The sequence below is a fragment of the Pseudogemmobacter hezensis genome, from assembly GCF_013155295.1.
GTDB lineage: Bacteria > Pseudomonadota > Alphaproteobacteria > Rhodobacterales > Rhodobacteraceae > Pseudogemmobacter > Pseudogemmobacter hezensis.
The window spans coordinates 149,872-164,332 of the sequence record NZ_JABJXT010000007.1; the positions used below are offsets into that span (position 1 = coordinate 149,872).

12 protein-coding genes are annotated in these 14,461 nt (G+C 65.6%); 5 read left to right on the forward strand and 7 right to left on the reverse strand.

The window, feature by feature from the left end; all coding sequences use genetic code 11:
• Positions 1-10: 10 nt before the first annotated feature.
• Complete coding sequence (locus HOY34_RS22070; protein ID WP_253944358.1) at positions 11-868, reverse strand: deoxyguanosinetriphosphate triphosphohydrolase family protein; 858 nt, start codon at positions 866-868, stop codon at positions 11-13.
• Positions 793-1,401, reverse strand: coding sequence for a dGTP triphosphohydrolase (dgt, locus tag HOY34_RS22075; protein ID WP_253944360.1), 609 nt, complete (start codon positions 1,399-1,401; stop codon positions 793-795). The genes HOY34_RS22070 and dgt overlap by 76 nt, the downstream gene beginning before the upstream one ends.
• 476 nt (positions 1,402-1,877) lie before the next feature.
• Between dgt and HOY34_RS09965 the strand changes: the two genes are divergently transcribed.
• The 3 genes from HOY34_RS09965 (at position 1,878) to HOY34_RS09975 (ending at position 6,412) form a co-directional block, all read left to right on the forward strand.
• On the forward strand, positions 1,878-2,990 hold the full coding sequence (locus HOY34_RS09965) for an NADH:flavin oxidoreductase (protein WP_172362310.1): 1,113 nt from the start codon (positions 1,878-1,880) through the stop codon (positions 2,988-2,990).
• Positions 2,991-3,188: 198 nt separating this feature from the next.
• Entirely contained in the window at positions 3,189-4,091 is a 903-nt protein-coding gene (locus tag HOY34_RS09970) for a helix-turn-helix domain-containing protein (RefSeq protein WP_172362312.1), read from the forward strand.
• Positions 4,092-4,252: 161 nt separating this feature from the next.
• On the forward strand, positions 4,253-6,412 hold the full coding sequence (locus tag HOY34_RS09975; RefSeq protein WP_172362314.1) for a TonB-dependent siderophore receptor: 2,160 nt from the start codon (positions 4,253-4,255) through the stop codon (positions 6,410-6,412).
• Positions 6,413-6,516: 104 nt separating this feature from the next.
• Here HOY34_RS09975 and HOY34_RS09980 read toward each other — a convergent pair whose 3' ends face one another.
• The 5 genes from HOY34_RS09980 to HOY34_RS10000 form a co-directional block, all read right to left on the reverse strand.
• Positions 6,517-7,488 carry an ABC transporter substrate-binding protein gene (locus HOY34_RS09980; protein WP_172362316.1) on the reverse strand — a complete coding sequence of 324 codons (972 nt, stop codon included), beginning with the start codon at positions 7,486-7,488 and terminating at the stop codon, positions 6,517-6,519.
• A gap of 35 nt (positions 7,489-7,523) precedes the next feature.
• Positions 7,524-8,570, reverse strand: a complete 1,047-nt coding sequence (locus tag HOY34_RS09985; RefSeq protein WP_172362318.1) for a FecCD family ABC transporter permease — start codon at positions 8,568-8,570, stop codon at positions 7,524-7,526.
• The gene (locus tag HOY34_RS09990) at positions 8,567-9,553 is read right to left on the reverse strand and encodes a FecCD family ABC transporter permease (RefSeq protein WP_172362320.1); all 987 of its coding nucleotides are present in this window, start codon (positions 9,551-9,553) and stop codon (positions 8,567-8,569) included. The genes HOY34_RS09985 and HOY34_RS09990 overlap by 4 nt, the downstream gene beginning before the upstream one ends.
• Positions 9,550-10,419: an ABC transporter ATP-binding protein gene (locus tag HOY34_RS09995; RefSeq protein ID WP_172362322.1), complete on the reverse strand. Its 870-nt coding sequence runs from the start codon at positions 10,417-10,419 to the stop codon at positions 9,550-9,552. The genes HOY34_RS09990 and HOY34_RS09995 overlap by 4 nt, the downstream gene beginning before the upstream one ends.
• A gap of 142 nt (positions 10,420-10,561) precedes the next feature.
• Positions 10,562-11,263, reverse strand: a complete 702-nt coding sequence (locus HOY34_RS10000) for a TetR/AcrR family transcriptional regulator (RefSeq protein WP_366926943.1) — start codon at positions 11,261-11,263, stop codon at positions 10,562-10,564.
• Between the two features lie 156 nt (positions 11,264-11,419).
• Here HOY34_RS10000 and HOY34_RS10005 point away from each other — a divergent pair, with 156 nt between their 5' ends.
• On the forward strand, positions 11,420-12,640 hold the full coding sequence (locus HOY34_RS10005; RefSeq protein WP_172362324.1) for an HlyD family secretion protein: 1,221 nt from the start codon (positions 11,420-11,422) through the stop codon (positions 12,638-12,640).
• Positions 12,640-14,232: a DHA2 family efflux MFS transporter permease subunit gene (locus tag HOY34_RS10010; protein WP_172362326.1), complete on the forward strand. Its 1,593-nt coding sequence runs from the start codon at positions 12,640-12,642 to the stop codon at positions 14,230-14,232. The genes HOY34_RS10005 and HOY34_RS10010 overlap by 1 nt, the downstream gene beginning before the upstream one ends.
• Positions 14,233-14,461: the final 229 nt, after the last annotated feature.

Consider the following 14,461-nt stretch of genomic DNA (forward strand, 5'->3'; position numbering starts at 1 on the left):
ATGGGGGGCCTCAGGTGCCCGAGAGCATCCGTGAGATCCGCAAAGCATAGCGGTCCGTCATCCCCGAGGTGAAATCCGCCAGAGCATGCAATGCGGCCACCGGATCTTTGATGTCGCGCAGATCCAGTGACAGCGCCCGCACCAGCTGCTGGCCATGCTGCGACAGCCCCTCAGGGTGCCAGTCGGCGGCGGCCAGCTCTTCGTAAACGGGCGCGATGCCGGACATCACATTGGCGATGATCCGGCGGCCTGACAGTTCCAGCTCGGTCTTGCGGGGCGCGGTGAAGATGCGGCTGCGGGCGGTTTCCCGCAACAGCCCAAACGCCTCTGCCAGAGGGCTGGCACCGACCAGGTCGCCCGCAAAGCGGCCCTCCATGATCGCGTCGTAATGGGTGATGAAGGTTTCGACGCAGGCGTCAATCGCGGTGCCGATGCTGCGGGCGCGCAGCATGGCAATCGCCTCGCTTTCGGTCATGCCGCTATCGGTTGGGCGCGGCACCCCGGCCAGCCGGCTCAGCAGCGCCAGCACGCTGTCATAGCCCAGCTCGCCGGTGGTGAAGGCATCCTCGATATCGACGATATTATAGGTGATATCGTCGGCCGCCTCCATCAGGAAGACCAGCGGGTGGCGGGCCCAGGCCCTTTGTGCGGGCTGGGCGCTTTCCGGCGTCCTGGCGGCGGGCATGACATATTCCGGCAGGCCCAGGCTTTCGGCGGCGGCAGCGAAAGCGGCAAGGTCTTGACCGAAAATGCCGAATTTCTTAAGCGCGGCAGTTTCTGCCAGCCCGGATTTCAGCAGGGCCGCCCGATCCGCCGCCGTGACCGGATATTTCGCAAATGCCCCCAGTGTTGCCTTTGACAGCCGCATGCCGCCCTGGCCGGATACATCTCCAGCCGGGTCAGGATGCGAAAGCCCTGGGCATTGCCCTCGAAATCAATGAACTGGCGCTGATCCGCCTCAGGCACAGCGCGGGCCAGCGGGCTGCCTTTGGCAAAGTAATCGGCAAACCAGGCCCCCATCGCCTGCTCGCCGGAATGGCCAAAGGGCGGGTTGCCGATATCATGGGCCACACAGGCGGCCTGAACGATATTGGCCAGATCGGCGACATCGGCCTCGGCGATATGCCCGTTGGTGCAAAGCCATTCGCCCACCCGCATCGCCAGAGAGCGCCCGACACTGGCCACCTCGATCGAGTGGATCAGACGGTGATGCACATGGTCATTCTCATAAAGCGGCTGCACCTGCGTCTTGTTGGCCAGCCTGCGAAAGGGCTGCGAAAAAACGATGCGGTCATAATCCTGCACAAAGATTGAGCGGTTGCGCTGCGGCATATAACGGTCGTCGCCCAGCCTTTCGGCGCAAAGAAGGCGGCTCCATTGCATGCGGATCTGATTTGTCATGGTGTGCCCGTCCTTGCTGGTGCCAGTCCCTGCTGGTGCCCGTCTCTGGGGATGTGCGTCTCTGGGGATGCCCGTCTTTGGGAATTCCCGTCTCTGGTCGTGGCAGCCTGATGCGCTGCCGGGGGCGATATTGCCCTTCCCGGGCCGCAGATGCCAGAGGCGGGATGTTACGGTGGGATGTTGAGGCGGGATGTTACGGCGCGGCCGGAGGGGGGCAAGGCTTTGCCATGATCCGATCAGGCACAGGGGGCACAGGGGGGGGGTGGGCAGAGGGGGCCAGCCCCCTCGCGGCAAAGCCGCTCACCCCCGGGATATTTAGGGACAGATGAAAGTCATGTCGCGGGGGGCGGAGATGGGGGGCGGAGATATTGCCGGGCTTGACCTTCATGGTTGGGCTTATGAAAAGTAGCGGGTCTGTTGATCGCCACGCCCGGGCGCCAGTTGCCCGGCCCGTCCTTTTCCGGAGATGCCCCAGGATGCCGACCCCGACCGATCCGCTGTTTCGTCCGTTTTCGCTGAAATCGCTGGCGCTGAAGAACCGCATCGTGATGGCCCCGATGACGCGCTGCATGGCGCCCGAAGGGGTGCCAGGCCCCGCCAATGCCGCCTATTACCGCCGCCGCGCCGAAGGCGATGTCGGGCTGATCCTGACCGAGGGCACGGTGGTCGACCGCCCGGCTGCGCGCAATCACCACGGTATTCCGCTGTTCCATGGGGCGGCGGCGCTCGCGGGATGGAAGGGGGTGGCGGATGCCGTCCACGGCGCGGGCGGGCTGATCGCGCCGCAGCTGTGGCATACCGGATCGACCCGGGCCGGAAAATGGGAGCCTGAGGCCCCGGTCGAAAGCCCCTCGGGGATCATCGGGCCCGATCAGCCGCGCGGCGTGGCGATGAGCGAAGAGGATATCGCCGATACGATCGCCGCCTTTGGCCGGGCGGCAGCGGATGCAAAGGCTGCGGGCTTTGACAGTCTCGAATTGCACGCCGCACATGGCTATCTGATCGACCAGTTCTTCTGGGCGGGCAGCAATCTGCGCGACGACGCCTGGGGCGGCGCGACCCTTCAGCTGCGCGCCCGCTTTGCGCTTGAGGTGGTGCGCGCGGTGCGGGCTGCCGTCGGCCCCGATTTTCCGGTGATCATGCGGGTCAGCCAGTGGAAACAGCAGGATTATGAGGTGAAGCTGGCCGCAACGCCTGATGAGATGACCGCCTGGCTTGCGCCGCTGGTCGAGGCGGGGGTGGACATCCTTCACTGCTCGCAGCGCCGTTTCTGGGTGGCCGAATTCCCCGAGCTTGATGGCGAGGCGGGGCTGAATTTCGCGGGCTGGGCGAAAAAGCTGACCGGGGCGGCGACGATCAGCGTCGGCTCGGTCGGGCTGAACACCGAGTTCTTTGGCGCCTTCCGCGGTCAGGCCTCGGGGGCGGTGCCCTTTGACAATCTGCTGGAGCGGATGGCCCGGGATGAGTTTGACATGGTGGCGGTGGGCCGGGTGCTGCTGTCGGATCCCGACTGGGTGGTGAAGGTGCGCGAGGGCCGCCTGGACGAGCTGCATGGCTTCAACCCCGAGGTGATGAGTGGCCTGATCTGAGCCCGGAGACCTGCGATCTGAGGCGGGGTCCGGCGGTGCGGCCGGGCCTTGCAGCAGGCGATCCTCTCTCTGGCCCATAACGGCCGGGCCTCAATCCAGGCCGAATTGCGCGGCGAAATTGCCATATGCGGGTGCAAAATCCCGGTGGCACGGTGATTGCGGTATATTCTGATTAAAACATTCAGGTATATTGGGGACATGAGTTTTCGCCCCAATATGACCAGCCAGACCACTGGAATTCAGCTGCTTGCGCCGCTGGCCTGGCAGGCTTTGCCTGGCGTGGTGGCCGATGTCTGGCAGGTTGCGGTCAGCCGTGGCGGCAAGGGCAGCTATGTCGCCCCCGACCCGCGGATCGTGGCTGTGCTGGGCCCGGATGAAAGCGGGATGCGGCTGGCCCATGGCCGCAGCCGTCGTGGCCAGCCGATTGCGCTGGCCTATATTCCGGCGGGACTGGCGACGCGTTCCGGCTTTCGTCAGTCGGGCAGGCTGACGCATCTGGATGTGCATCTCTCGCAAGATGTGCTGCAGGGGCGCCTGGAAAAGGCGGGGCTGTCTGACGCTGATCCGGCGGTGCCCGGCGCGCTGTTGCAGCAGCCGCGCCTTTTTGCCGCCTCGCCCGAGGCTTTGCTGGTCGCGCAGCATATGGCCGAAGAGATCCGCGCCAAAAGCTGCAGCCGCCAGGCGCTGACCGCGCTGCTGGATGATCTGATCCAGCGGGTGTTTGCCCCCGGCGCGGCGCCGCTGAACCCTGGCCCCGGCGGCCTGGGGCCTGCACAGATGGCCCGGATCGAGCGGCTGATGCATGAAGAGCTGCACCGTCCGCTTTCCGTGGCCGAAATGGCCGGGCAGCTGGGTCTGTCGGAAAGCTGGTTCGCCCATGCCTGGGCGCAAAGCCGGGGCGAGCCACCGCATCGCAGCCTGCAAAAGCTGCGCATCCAGCGCGCCAAAGCCCTGTTGCAGCAGGGGCGCGACAGCCTGGCCAGCATCGCCATTGATGCAGGCTTTGCCGATCAGGCACATTTCACCCGCTCTTTCCGCAAACTGACGGGTGAGACGCCGGGCACCTGGCGGCGCAGTCTTGCGCGTCGGGGCGCAGGCTAAGCCATCAGAGGGCAGACAGCGCTGCAGGGCGCGACGTGGCTGCCCTGTCAAATTCCCGACAGTTTTGGTCAATACCGCCCCGCCATCCCGCGTTAGACGCGAGGCAAAGCCGGCGTTTGCGAAGGCTTTTGCTGACGGTCTTATTTCGGGGAAGAGTTCACATGAAAGCACAACATACCATCGCGCGGCTGCTGGCGGGCAGCACGGCGCTCAGCTGTCTTTTCGCCGCCCCCCTGCTGGCCCAGAATCTGGTTCAGGATCTGGCGCAGGACGATACCGTCGCGCTGGGCACGATCACGCTTGAGGTTGCAGGCGCGGGCGCGGTTGGTGATGTGGGCAATCCCTTCACGCTGTCGGGGATGAAAACCGCGACCGAGATCACCGATGTGCCGCAATCAGTCACCGTGGTCGGGCGTGAGACCTTTGGCAAACAGCAGGTGCGCAAGGTCGATCAGGCGCTGCTTGATGTGGCGGGCGTGCAGTCGCAGCTTTACGGCTATGACAGTGACACCAACTGGTTCTATATCCGCGGTTTCGCCTCTTCCGATACCGGCGCCTTCATGGATGGGCTGTCGCTGTTCTCTTACGGCTTTGGCACCTTCTATATCGACCCCTTCCTGCTGGAGCGGATCGAGGTTCTCAAAGGCCCGGCCTCGATGCTTTACGGCGCCTCCAGCCCGGGCGGCTTGGTCAATTACGTCTCGCGCCTGCCTGACGGATCCGAGGGCACGACGCTTTCCTTCAGCGCCAACAGCGAAAGCCAGGCCCGCGCCTCGGTCGAGGGCTCGGGCACCAATGGCGATGACCTCGCCTGGCGCTATGGGATCCAGGCCACCCGCCAGGACGGCTATGGCATGTTCGATGCGGGCTTTGAGGGCGTGGCCTATGGCGCGGTCACCAAAAGCTTTGATGATGGCAGCAAGCTGACCTTCCACCTGTCCTATACCGATATGGACGAGGATCACGTCGGCGGCTCTTTCCTGCCCTATTACGGCACCGCAGCCCCGGGCCCCTTTGGCTATTTCGACGAATACTACAACGGCGGTAACCCCGATGCCGACACCTATAAGCGCAAGCAGCTGATCGCCACCGGCATCTATCGCCGCGATATCGGCGAATGGCAGATGGTTGACACTTTCCGCGTTGGCTATACCGATCTTAAAGAGCTGTATCTCTATCCGAACGGCTTTACCTCGGGGCAGATCCCGACGCCCTCGGCGGATGTGAACCGCTTTGTCTTTGCCCATGACAGCTATGCGACGATCCTGCAAAACGATCTGCGCTTTACCCGTGATTTCGACACGGGCAGCGTCCGCCATAAGGTGCTGTTCGGGCTGGATGCGCGGCAATACCGGCTGGATCAGCAGCAGGCCTTTGCCGTTGGCACCCCGCTGGATCCGGTGAACCCCGTTTACTCGGTCGCGCAGCCGACGGCGCTGTTCACCTATATCGACAATGTCAGCACGCAGCGGCAGCTGGGGCTTTACGCCCAGGATCAGATCGAATGGGGCGACGGCTGGATCGCCACGCTGAATGGCCGCTTCGATGTGGTCTGGTCAGAGATGGACAACAATCTGGGTGCCGATCTCAAGCGCCGCGATGATGCCTTTACCTGGCGTGTGGCGCTGGCAAAGCGCATCGGCGATGTGACGCCCTATGTGACCGTTGGCACCTATTTCAACCCGCAATCGCTGTCGGAATACTCGCTGCGGGCCGAGCCAGAGACCGGGCATCAGGCCGAGGTCGGGGTGAAATGGGCGCTGAGTGAGAACTCGCTGATCACGGTTTCGGCCTTTGACATCACCCGCAAGGATGTGTCGCAAAACTATGTGAATGGCGGCAATTTCGACTCGAATACCCTTGGAAAGGTGCGCTCGAAAGGGATCGAGGTCGAGGCGAATGTGGCCCTGAATGAAGAGCTGCGTCTGCGTATGGCGGCGACGCGGATGGATGTGACGATCGAGAAATTTACCGGCAACAGCGCCTTTGACGGCAAGACCCCGCAGTCGGTGGCCGAGCGGTTTGGCAATCTGCAACTGGCCTGGAGCCCGGCCGCTGTCGAGGGCCTCGAGCTGCGCGCGGGCACCCGTTATCTGGGTTCCAGCTGGGCCGATAACGCCAATACATTGAAGGTGGGCGATGCCTGGCTTTATGACATAGGTGCCAGCTGGAACTTTGCCGAGACCTGGACCGCCGATCTGAACGTCACCAACCTGACGAATGAGCGTTACACCGCCAGCTGCCAGACCTCATTCGGTGTCTCGGCCTGCTGGCAGGGTGAGGGGCGCGTGGTGACCCTGGGGGTCTCGACCCGGTTCTGAGCCAGACTTTTCTGGGCCAGAGCTGAACAGGAAAAGAAACGGGCGGCTGAGAGATCAGCCGCCCGTTTTGCCTGTGTGCTCGTTTTGTCCTTTCGGGCCGCGTCTTACTCAACCAGCACCGGGCCTTTGCCTGCCATGGCCTCGTTCAGCGCGGGTTCCAGCCGTTCCAGCGCCCAGGGCAGGCTGAGCAGCGAGGCATGCGACATCGCCCCGGTCAGCAGTTTTCCCGAAAGCACCTCACGCCCCTCTTTGGCGGTGATCAGAAAGGGGCGGGTGACGACGCGGTCGGGCGCGCTCATATCGCCGTCGGCCATGGTCCAGACCAGCACATCCGCCTCAAGCAGGCCGATGGCCTCTTCGGACAGCGGCACAGAAAAGCCGTCGCCCTTCACCCGCGCGGCCAGACGCGGTGGCAGGTGGAAGCCAAGACTCGCGAGGAGCTGCACCCGCACATCCTGGCCTGAATAGGCCCCAAGCCCGCCGCCCAGAAACCAGGCGACGCTGGCGGTTTTTCCCTGCCAGTCGGGATGGGCCGCCGCAATCGCGGCCATCTGCGCATGAATGGCCGCAACCTTCTTGCTGGCCAGCGTCTCGCGCCCGATGGCGCGACCCGCGATCATGGCGCGCTCGTCCCAGGGCAGCGAGAAATCCCCGACCCCGGCCGGCACCGCGACGACCGGGGCGATACGGCTGAGGCGCTCATAGTCCGCCGCGCCGATCCCGGACCACAGCGCGATGATCACATCGGGCTTTTGCGCGGCGATCTGTTCATAGTTCAGCTCGCCGCGCAGCAGGGGCGGCGTGGTGGTCAGCAAAGGCGCGGCCCAGGGCCAGAGCCCATCCGGGAAATCGCCATACCAGTCGCGGATGGTGACGGGCTGCACCCCAAGCGCCAGCAGATCATCCGCCCCGGTAAAATCGACCGAGGCCACCCGGGCAGGCGGCGCCAGGATCACCGTCTCGCCGAATTTATGCGGGATCGTCAGCGGGAAGTCCTGGGCCTGGGCGGCGGCTGGGGCCCGCAGCGCCAGCAAGGCCGTGGCAAAGAGTGCGGCAAAGAGTGCGAAAGGCTTCATCGGTGGCTCCGGTTTGGGGCGGGCGAGCGGTGGTGTCAGGCGGGTTTGCGGCCAAAACGGCGGATCATCAGAGCCGCCATCAGCGGCGCACCAACCAGGGCCGTGACCAGCCCCGCCGGGATCTGGACTGGCGCGAAAAGCCAGCGCCCGGCCAGATCGGCCAGCCCGGTCAGCCCCGCGCCCACCGCCCAGGACAGCGCCAGATGCAGCCCCGGCCCAACCCGCGCCAGCCGCGCCGCCAGATGCGGGGCGATCAACCCGACAAAGGCAATCGGCCCGATGATCGAGACCGCCGCTGCCGCCATCGCCGCCGCCGCCGCCATCAGCCACGCGCGGGCCCGGCCCGCCCGATGGCCCAGCACGGTTGCCAGCTCATCGCCCAGCCGCAAGACGGCCAGCGGGCGGCTGCACAGCGCGGCGATCAGCAGGGCAGGCGGCGTCAGCCAGGCCAGTAGCCGCACCTCGGGCCAGCCGACCAGCCGCACCGAGCCTGAGATCCAGGCCAGCGCCGCATGCGCCTCATTCACGCCGCCATAGGTCAAAAGCGCGGTGGTCAGTGCCGAAAGGAAAGCGGCGATCCCGATCCCTGTCAGCAAAAGCCGCACCGGGCCGCTGCCCTCGCGCTGGTGCGATAGCAAAAGGATCAGGCCCGCGACCAGGATCCCGCCCAGAAAGGCCGCAGGCGGCCGCCATTCGCCCGCAACACCCGGGGCCAATACGCTGAGGCCAATCACCGTCAGCGCCGCGCCCTGGCTGATCCCCAGCAGCGCCGGATCCGCCAGCGGGTTGCGCGTCGCCCCCTGGATCAATGCGCCTGCAAGACCCAGCATCCCCCCCGCCAGAATGGCCACCAGGCTGCGCGGCAGGCGAAACTCGGCAACGATCAGGATTGCGCCCGCGTCGCCTTTTCCCATCAGCGCCTTCAGGGCCTGGCCTGGCCCCGGGGCCTCGCTGCCCAGCATTGCTGACAGCAGGACCAGCGCGCAAAGCCCGACCATCAGCGCCAGTAAGGCCAGCAGCCCGGCCCGTGACGGCTCTTGCGTCAGCCGCCCGCCAAAGGCAGAGATGCGCCAGACCCTCATGCCCGCATCCTGACCAGCAAGACCAGAACCGGCGCGCCGACCAGCGCGGTCAGGATCCCGGCAGAGATCTCTACCGGCGCGATCACCGTTCGCGCCAGCGTATCGGCCAGCACCAGATAGCCCGCCCCTGCCAGCGCCGACAGAGCAAGCAGCCGCCCCTGGCCCATCGGCCCGATCAGCCGAACCGCATGCGGCACCGTCAGCCCGACAAAGCCCAAAGGCCCCGCCAGCGCGACCGCCGCCGCTGTCATCACCACCACGGCGATAAGCGCCAAGGCGCGGATGCGGCGCGGGTTCAGGCCAAGGCCGGTCGCGGCCTCATCGCCCATGGTCAGGATCGTCAGCTTCGGCCCGGTGAAAAGCGCAAGGCCCAGGCCCGCCAGCGCCCAGGGGGCGACCATTGCCACCACGCCCAGCCGCAGCCCGGCGAAAGAGCCTGACAGCCAGACGCGCATATCCTCAAAGGCGCGGGCTTCCATAAGCGAGATCATCGTGGTCAGCGCCACCAGAAAGGCGGTGACCGCCGCGCCTGCCAGCGCAGGCGTCAGCACGCCGCCGCCATCGCCCGCCGCCCGCACCAGCGCGAATACCAGCATCGCGCCAAAGGCGCTGCCTGCCGCCGCCAGCGGTGCAACCAGCCCGGGCGAGGACAGGCCCGGGATCAGCCGCGCCAGCAAAACCGTCAGTGCCGCGCCCGCCAGCAGACCGAAGAGGCCGGGTTCGGCCAGCGGATTGCGCGTCACCGCCTGCATCAGCACGCCCGCCGCCGCCAGGCCTGCGCCCGCCAGCGCTGCGCCCAGGGCGCGGGGCAGGCGCAGCTCGCGGATGATTGCGGCCTCGAATGTATCGGGGGCCTCGCCGTGCAGCACCGACCAGACCAGCGACAGGGGCTGAGGCTCGGCCCCGGCGCAAAGATGCAAAAGCATCGCGGCGAGCAAAAGCGCCACCAGCAACAGCGGCAAAGAAAGCGACCGCTGGTTCATGGAGTGGCAATTCCGGGCGTGGCCGTTTTGGGGATGTCGGCCTCATCGCGGGGCAGGCAGACGGGGCGGCCGGTCAGCGGGTCGGGGATGATCTGCGCCGTCAGCCCGAAAATATCCGCCAGATTGTCTGCGGTCATCACTTCGCCCGGTGGGCCATCGGCGCGGATCCGGCCATCGCGCATCATCACGATCCGGTCGGCGAATGCGGCGGCAAGGTTCAGCTCATGCAGCACCACCAGCACCGTTGCCCCCGCCCTGGCCCGCCGCGCAAGGATCGCCATGATCTCCATCTGCACCGAGAGGTCCAGGTAGGTCGTCGGCTCATCGAGCATCAGGATGCCGGTCTCCTGGGCCAGCACCATGGCGATGAAGGCCCGCTGGCGCTGACCGCCTGACAGCGCCTCGGCGGGGCGGTTTGCCAGGGCGGTTGTATTCGTCTCGGCCATGGCGCGGTCGATGGCGCGGTCATCGTGCTGCGACCAGGCCCGCATCAGGCTGCGATGGGGGTGACGGCCAAGCGCCACCAGATCGCGCACCCGCAGCCCCTCGGGCGTGACGGGGCTTTGCGGCAAAAGCGCCATCTGCCGCGCCGCCTCGCGCCCGCCTAAGCCGGCAAGCGGCCGGTCGCCAATCAGGATCTGCCCCGAGGCGGGCGGCAAAAGCCGGGCGATGGTTTTCAGAAGCGTCGATTTTCCGCAGCCATTCGGGCCGATCAGCACCGTCATCTGCCCGGGCCAGATCTGCAGCGAGACATCATGAACGACCGTCTTTTCCGCGCGGGCGACCGAGACGCCCCGCAAAGAGATCAGCCGCGCCTGAGCCGTTTTCGCCTGATCAGAACCGTCGCCGGGAGGGCTTTGCTGCACGAAAATATTTCCTGGTAAGTTTGTCAGGTTTTCACGGCAATATCTGTCAGATTTTGCCGCTTCGGGCAAGGAAAACCGCCCCCCGTGCGCCGTTCATGGCAGGGGTTGCGGCGTGGAAATCGCTGCATCCCGGGGTTGCGGATCAGGGGCAGGCGTTCGCTGGCTCAGCACCTGTGCTGCGACCATAGGCGGCCAGAAAAAGCTGCACCGCGCTGGCGGCCTGGGCCTCGGATTCAGCCGCATCGGGTGGCACGCGGCGCACGCCGAACAGGCGCTGCCGCCAGATCCCCGCCAAAGACAGTTCGGTGAATTGCTGGGCGGCCAGTTCGGGATCGGGGATCTGCATCAGCCCGGCCGCACTGGCCTCGGCCAGCCAGCGGCTGAGGCGGTTCAGAACCTGCCGCGCCCCCGCCTCATGAAAGCGCCGGGCCAGATCGGGCATGCGCTCGGCCACCGAGACGACGATTCGCTGGGCGCGCAGCATCTCATCCGAGGTCAGCACCCGGCTCAGCGCCAGCGCATAGGCCTTCAGCTGCAGATCAATCCCGCCGGGCACCGCCAGCGCCTCGCCGAGCGCCAGCGCCAGTTGCTCGCGGCGTTGCTCGACCAGAGCCACGAACAGATCCTCTTTGTTCTGAAAATAGACGTAAAGCGTGCCCTTCGAGACCCCGGCGGCGCGGCTGATCCGGGCCATCGTCGCGGCGTCAAAACCATGGGTGCAGAACTCCTGCCAGGCCCCTTCCAGGATCTGGTGGCGCTTTTGCGGGTCTGCGCCGGCGGCGTGGCGACGCGTTGCGGCCGGGGATGCTGCGGGGGGCGCTGCAGGGCGCGCTGCGGGGGGCACCGCGGATGGCGGTGTTTCGGGGGAAGGGGTGCAGGACATGAGCTGCATATAATCGAACCATCCGGTTCGATGGAATATTGAAATATGTGGCATGGGGGATTATTGCAGAGGATCGAACCAGTCGGTTCGATTTGAATCAGCTGCGTGAGTCGTACCATGTCGCGTCAGAACCAGTCCCGGACAGAGCCCGCCGATGCCCCCGCCGATGCCCCGGTGAATGCCCCCGTGGTTTCCCCAGAAGGTTCCCCGGTGGATGTGGCGCCACCATCCCCCCCCGTCCCCCCGGCAGCCGCCCCTGCAGGGGGCAGCCGCAAAAAGCTGGTCTTTGCGGGGATCGCGCTGATTGCGGCGCTGGCGGCGGGCTATGAGGGCTGGTCCTGGTGGACGAATGGCCGCTTCATGGTCACCACCGATGACGCCTATATCCAGGCCGATCTGTCGCTGATCTCATCCAAAATCACCGGCTATGTCTCTGAAATTGCAGTGACGGCGAACCAGCATGTGAAGATGGGCGATGTGCTTTTCCGCATCGATGATGGCGATTACCGCATCTCGCTTGAACAGTCGCAGGCCAAACTGACCGAGCTGACCGCGACGCTGTCGCGTATCGACGCGCAGGTTCTGGCCGCCGAGGCAAATGTGACCCAGGCCGAGGCCCAGCTGACCGCCACCGAGGCCGTGCTGACCGCCGCCCACGCCAATACGGCGCGGATCCGCGATCTGGCGGCGCGCCGCGTCAGCAGCCAGGCCGATCTCGACAATGCCAATCAGGCGCTGGCCACAGCCGAGGCCAATCGCACCGCCGCCGCCGCCGCGATTGCGGGCGCAAAAGCACAGGTGGGCGTGCTGGAGGCACAGCGCAGCGAGGCCGCCTCGACCCGGCGCGAGCTGGAACTGGCAAGCGCTTTGATCGCCCGCGATCTGGATTTCACCGTGATGCGGGCCCCCTTTGATGGCACGGTTGCCAATATCGCCATCAAACAGGGCGAGCTGGTCAGCGCCGGGGCACGTCTTGCGGCGGTGGTTCCCGATCACGGGCTGTTCGTTGAGGCCAATCTGAAGGAAACCCAGCTGGCCGAAATTCGCGCCGGGCAGAGGGCGATGGTCTCGGTCGATGCGCTCGACGGGCAAGAGGTCGAGGGGCGGGTGATCTCTCTTTCGCCTGCCACGGGCTCGGTGTTCTCGCTGTTGCCCGCCAATAATGCGACCGGGAATTTCACCAAGATCGTGCAGCGTGTGCCGGTCAGGATCGAGCTGCCCGAAGGGGTGGCGGGTCTGCGGGCCGGGCTGTCGGTAGAGGTCTCGATTGACACCCGCACCGGCGAAGAGGCCGCCACGTCCTCGTCGGCAGGATCCCAGCCAGCCGGGGCTGAGTAATGTCCGCTGCCGCCCCCCAAAAGGCGGCTTTGCCCGCCGCCGCCCTGCTGCCACCCGAGCCGGAACTGACCCCGCGCCGGGTGATTGCGTTTTTCATCATGGTCTTTGGCATGTTCATGGCGATCCTGGACATCCAGATCGTCTCGGCCTCATTGCCAGAGATCCAGGCCGGGCTGGGGGCCTCATCGGATGAGATCTCCTGGGTGCAGACCGCCTATCTGATCGCCGAGGTGATCATGATCCCGCTTTCAGGCTTTCTGGGGCGGATGATGTCGACGCGGCTGCTGTTTTCGCTGTCGGCGGCGGGGTTTACGGCGGCCTCGTTCCTTTGCGCGACCTCGACTTCGATCAATGAGATGATCCTGTGGCGGGCGGTGCAGGGTTTCCTTGGCGGCGGCATGATCCCCTCGGTCTTTGCGGCGGCCTTTACCATCTTCCCGCCCGCAAAGCGCAATGTCGTCTCGCCGATGATCGGCCTGGTGGCGACGCTGGCGCCGACCGTCGGGCCGACGATTGGCGGCTATCTCAGCCATACGCTGTCCTGGCACTGGCTGTTTCTGGTCAATGTGCCCGCAGGCATCGCGGTGGCGATCGGGGCCTTCATGCTGATCGATTTTGACCGCCCCGACTGGTCGCTTTTCCAGAAATTCGACTGGCTGGGGCTGGCCGCGCTGGCCTGTTTCCTCGGCGCGATGGAATATGTGCTGGAAGAGGGGCCGAACAACGACTGGTTCCAGGATGAGGCGGTGGCGGCCCTTTTCGTGGTGATGGTGCTGGGCGGGATCGTAACCTTCTGGCGCGCCTTTACCCGCGATGAGCCGCTGGTCGATTTCTCGGCCTTCAGCAATACGAATTTCGCGGTCGGCTCGGTGTTTTCCTTCGTGATGGGGATCGGCCTTTACGGCATGACCTATCTCTACCCGCTCTATCTTTCGGCGGTGCGCGGCTATGACAGCCTGATGATCGGCCAGACGGTGTTTGTCTCGGGGCTGGCGATGTTCTTCACCGCGCCTGTGGCGGGGATCATGGCCTCGAAAATCGACCTGCGGGTGATGCTTTTGCTGGGGTTCATCGGCTTTGGCACCTCGTCCTGGATGCTGACCGGCATGACCGCCGACTGGGACTTTAACGAGCTGTTCTGGCCCCAGGTTCTGCGGGGCATCTCGCTGATGATCTGTATGGTGCCGATCAACAACCTGGCGCTTGGCACGCTGCCGGTGGCAAAGATGAAGGGCGCCTCGGCGCTTTACAACCTGATGCGCAACCTGGGCGGCGCGGTGGGGCTGGCGCTGATCAACACCATCCTGACCGACCGGCGGGCGCTGCATTCGGCGCGGCTGGAAGAGGCGGTGAACTGGGCCAACCCCGAGGCGCTGCGCCAGCTGGAGATGATGCGCCAGAACCTTGCGCTGAACGGGCTGAACCCGGATGCGGCGCTGGCGCAGATGCAGGCCCAGGTGACGGGGCAGGCGGCGATCATGTCCTTCATCGACATCTTCCTGTTGCTGACCATGCTGTTTGTCGGGCTGGCGGTGATGGCGCTGGCGATGCGCCCCCCCGCCCGCACGGGCGGCGGCGGTGGGGGGCACTGAGGTGGGGGGAAGCACTGAAATGGGAAGCACTGAAATGGGGGGCACTCTGAGATGGGGCGCTGAGTGGCAGCGCTGACTGGCCTTTTATCCGGCGCAGGCCTGCCTTTGTGCACACCCTTGCGCGAGCAGGGCGCGCCATGCCTTGACTTGTCCCCCCTGGACGACGGAACTGCGCCCCGGGCGCGTTACAGCCCAAAGCCAGGCGAATCATTGCCGCCAAGCGATTAAA